Raw genomic sequence first — 3,388 nt, forward strand, 5'->3', positions numbered from 1 at the left:
GGGCAGAACGGCGTGCGGGGCTGACCACCGGGCTCCTGTCGTACGCCGTACGTGTCGGTCGTACGGGTCTGTGGGGAGGGATCCGCCGAAGGACGGCTTCGGCCCGGCGTTGTGCCGCCAGCGTAGAGAGCGATTGCGGAGATTCCGCGACGCCGCGATTTCTGGGATGTGACACGTGGGCGGCCGCGGGAGGGCGGCTCGCCGGGCGGCTGGTGACAGGCCGGGGAATACGGGACGGAGGGGTGCCGGTTCAAGGGTATAGTTGAATCGTAAACCACTTGGGAGAGGGCGAGCGCAGATGCAGTTCGGGATCTTCACCGTCGGCGATGTCACCCCGGACCCGACCACCGGCCGGGAGCCGACGGAACGCGAACGGATCAAGGCGATGACGGCCATCGCCCTCAAGGCCGAGGAGGTGGGCCTGGACGTCTTCGCCACCGGCGAACACCACAACCCGCCGTTCGTCCCCTCCTCACCGACCACCATGCTGGGCTGGATAGCCGCCCGCACCGAGAAGCTGATCCTCTCCACGTCCACCACGCTGATCACCACCAATGACCCGGTGAAGATCGCCGAGGACTACGCGATGCTCCAGCACCTCGCCGACGGCCGGGTGGACCTGATGATGGGGCGCGGCAACACCGGCCCGGTCTATCCCTGGTTCGGCAAGGACATCCGCCAGGGCATCCCGCTGGCCGTGGAGAACTACGCGCTGCTGCACAGGCTGTGGCGCGAGGACGTCGTCGACTGGGAGGGCCGCTTCCGCACACCGCTGCAGGGGTTCACCTCCACCCCGCGCCCGCTCGACGGCGTACCCCCGTTCGTCTGGCACGGCTCCATCCGCAGCCCGGAGATCGCGGAGCAGGCCGCCTACTACGGCGACGGCTTCTTCCACAACAACATCTTCTGGCCCATGGAGCACACCAGGAAGATGGTCGGGCTCTACCGGACGCGCTACGCCCACTACGGCCACGGCACGCCCGAGCAGGCCGTCGTGGGCCTCGGCGGCCAGGTGTTCATGCGCAAGAACTCCCAGGACGCGGTCCGCGAGTTCCGGCCGTACTTCGACAACGCGCCGGTCTACGGTCACGGTCCCTCGCTCGAGGAGTTCACCCAAGAGACGCCGCTGACCGTCGGCAGCCCGCAGCAGGTCGTCGAACGCACGCTGACCTTCCGCGACTCCATCGGCGACTACCAGCGCCAGTTGTTCCTGATGGACCACGCGGGTCTGCCGCTGAAGACCGTCCTGGAGCAGATCGACATGCTCGGTGAACAGGTCGTGCCGGTGCTGCGCGAGGAGTTCGCCAAGGGCCGCCCCGCCGGTGTGCCGGACGCGCCCACCCACGCCTCGCTCGTCGCACGGCGCGACGCCGAGGCCCAGGCCGGGACCGGTGACGACGTCGCCGCCGGCCCGGAGACGAACATCGCGGAGGTGACCAGGTGACTCCCCTGAAGCTGGCCGTTGTCTCGGCCGGGATCGGCAGACCGTCCTCCACCCGGCTGCTCGCCGACCGCCTCGCCGGGGCGACCCGGCAGCAACTGGCCGACACAGGGCGCCCGGTGGAGGTGAAGGTCGTCGAACTGCGCGACCTCGCCACCGACATCGCCGGCAGTCTCGTCACCGGCTTCCCCGGCGGGGAACTGCGGGAGGCCGTCGAAACGGTCACCGGCGCGGACGGCCTGATCGCCGTCACTCCCGTCTTCTCCGCCTCCTACAGCGGTCTGTTCAAGTCGTTCTTCGACATCCTCGACAACGGGTCGCTGGCCGGGAAGCCGGTCCTCGTCGCGGCGACCGGCGGCACCGCCCGGCACTCGCTGGCGCTCGAACACGCGCTGCGCCCGCTCTTCTCGTACCTGCGAGCGCTGGTCGTGCCGACCGCCGTGTTCGCGGCGTCCGAGGACTGGGGCGGCACCGGTGACCCGCTCACCGACAGCCTCCCCGCCAGGATCGCCCGGGCGGCGGGCGAACTCGCCGGCCTGCTCGGCCGGTTGCCGCCCGCGAGCGGGCCGGGGCCGGACCTCGCGGAGGGTGTCGTGCCCTTCGAGCAGCAGCTCGCGGCGCTCCGGCGGAACTGACCACGCCCCGCCGCCGCTCACGCCCGCCGCCGCGGGCGTCCGCGGCAGCGGGCGTGCGCGGCGGCGAGCGTGCGCGGCGGGTCCGGCACTTCTTACGAGGTCATGACGGCACCGCGCCGGGAGCGGCGCACCGTGCCGGACGGACCTAGCGTCGGCGGCATGCGTGTACTCGTCACCGGAGGCGCGGGCTTCATCGGCTCGCACATCGTCACCGAACTGGCCGCCCGGGGCCATGAACCCGTCGTGTTCGACGCCCTGCTGCCCGCCGCACATCCGCGGCCGCCCTCGCCGCCGTCCCCGCTCCCGGATGCCGAGTGGATCCACGGGGACGTCCGGGACGCCGAGGCCGTCGAACGGGCGCTGCGCGGGGCCGACGCGGTCTGCCACCAGGCCGCCATGGTCGGCCTGGGCCAGGACTTCGCCGACGCGCCCGCCTACGTGGACTGCAACGACCGGGGCACTGCGGTGCTGCTGGCCGCCATGGCGGCCGGCGGCGTGCGGAACCTGGTGCTCGCCGGGTCGATGGTGGTCTACGGGGAGGGCCGGTACGACTGCGCCCGGCACGGCCGGGTGCGTCCGGGTCCCCGCACGGCCGTGGACCTGGGGGCCGGGCGCTTCGAGCCGCGATGCCCGCACTGCGGGCAGGACCTGACCCCCGGTCTCGTGGGCGAGGACTCCCCGGCCGACCCCCGCAGTGTGTACGCCACGACCAAGCTCGCCCAGGAGCATCTGGCCGCGGCCTGGGCGCGGTCCACCGGGGGCCGGGCCGTGTCACTGCGCTACCACAACGTCTACGGGCCCGGGATGCCACGCGACACACCGTACGCCGGGGTGGCCTCGTTCTTCCGCTCCGCGCTGGCGAGGGGCGCCGCCCCGCGGGTGTTCGAGGACGGCGGCCAGCGCAGGGACTTCATCCACGTACGGGACGTGGCGGCGGCCGACGCGGTGGCGCTGGAGGCGGTGGGCGGACGCGCGCCGGGCGCGCTGACCGCGTACAACGCGGGCAGCGGCGAACCGCGCACCGTCCGCGAGATGGCGCGCGCCCTGGCGGACGCCCACGGCGGACCGGCGCCCGTGGTGACCGGGGAGTTCCGGCTCGGCGACGTCCGGCACATCACCGCCGACTCGCGGCGGCTGCGTGCGGAGCTCGGCTGGAGGCCGGCCGTCTCCTTCACCGAGGGCATCACGGAGTTCGCGCACGCCCCGCAGCGCGGCGCGTCCCTCTCCCCCGAATTCACTTCCCCGGAATCCGCCTCCCCGGAATCCCTCTCCGCAGAGTCCCTCCCCCCGGAAGGTGAGGGCATCCGTGTTC

At 72.6% G+C, this 3,388-nt stretch carries 3 protein-coding genes; all 3 read left to right on the forward strand.

Annotation, left to right across the window (positions count from 1 at the left end):
* Positions 1–298: 298 nt before the first annotated feature.
* Positions 299–1,444, forward strand: a complete 1,146-nt coding sequence (locus GUY61_RS36365) for an LLM class flavin-dependent oxidoreductase (RefSeq protein ID WP_166634570.1) — start codon at positions 299–301, stop codon at positions 1,442–1,444.
* A complete protein-coding gene (locus GUY61_RS36370; protein WP_166634571.1) occupies positions 1,441–2,076 on the forward strand; it encodes an FMN reductase in 636 nt (211 codons plus the stop codon). The genes GUY61_RS36365 and GUY61_RS36370 overlap by 4 nt, the downstream gene beginning before the upstream one ends.
* A gap of 159 nt (positions 2,077–2,235) precedes the next feature.
* A partial coding sequence (locus GUY61_RS36375) for an NAD(P)-dependent oxidoreductase (RefSeq protein WP_166634572.1) occupies positions 2,236–3,388 on the forward strand: 1,153 nt, incomplete at its 3' end.

The organism is Streptomyces sp. GC420 (assembly GCF_009916105.1).
GTDB lineage: Bacteria > Actinomycetota > Actinomycetes > Streptomycetales > Streptomycetaceae > Streptomyces.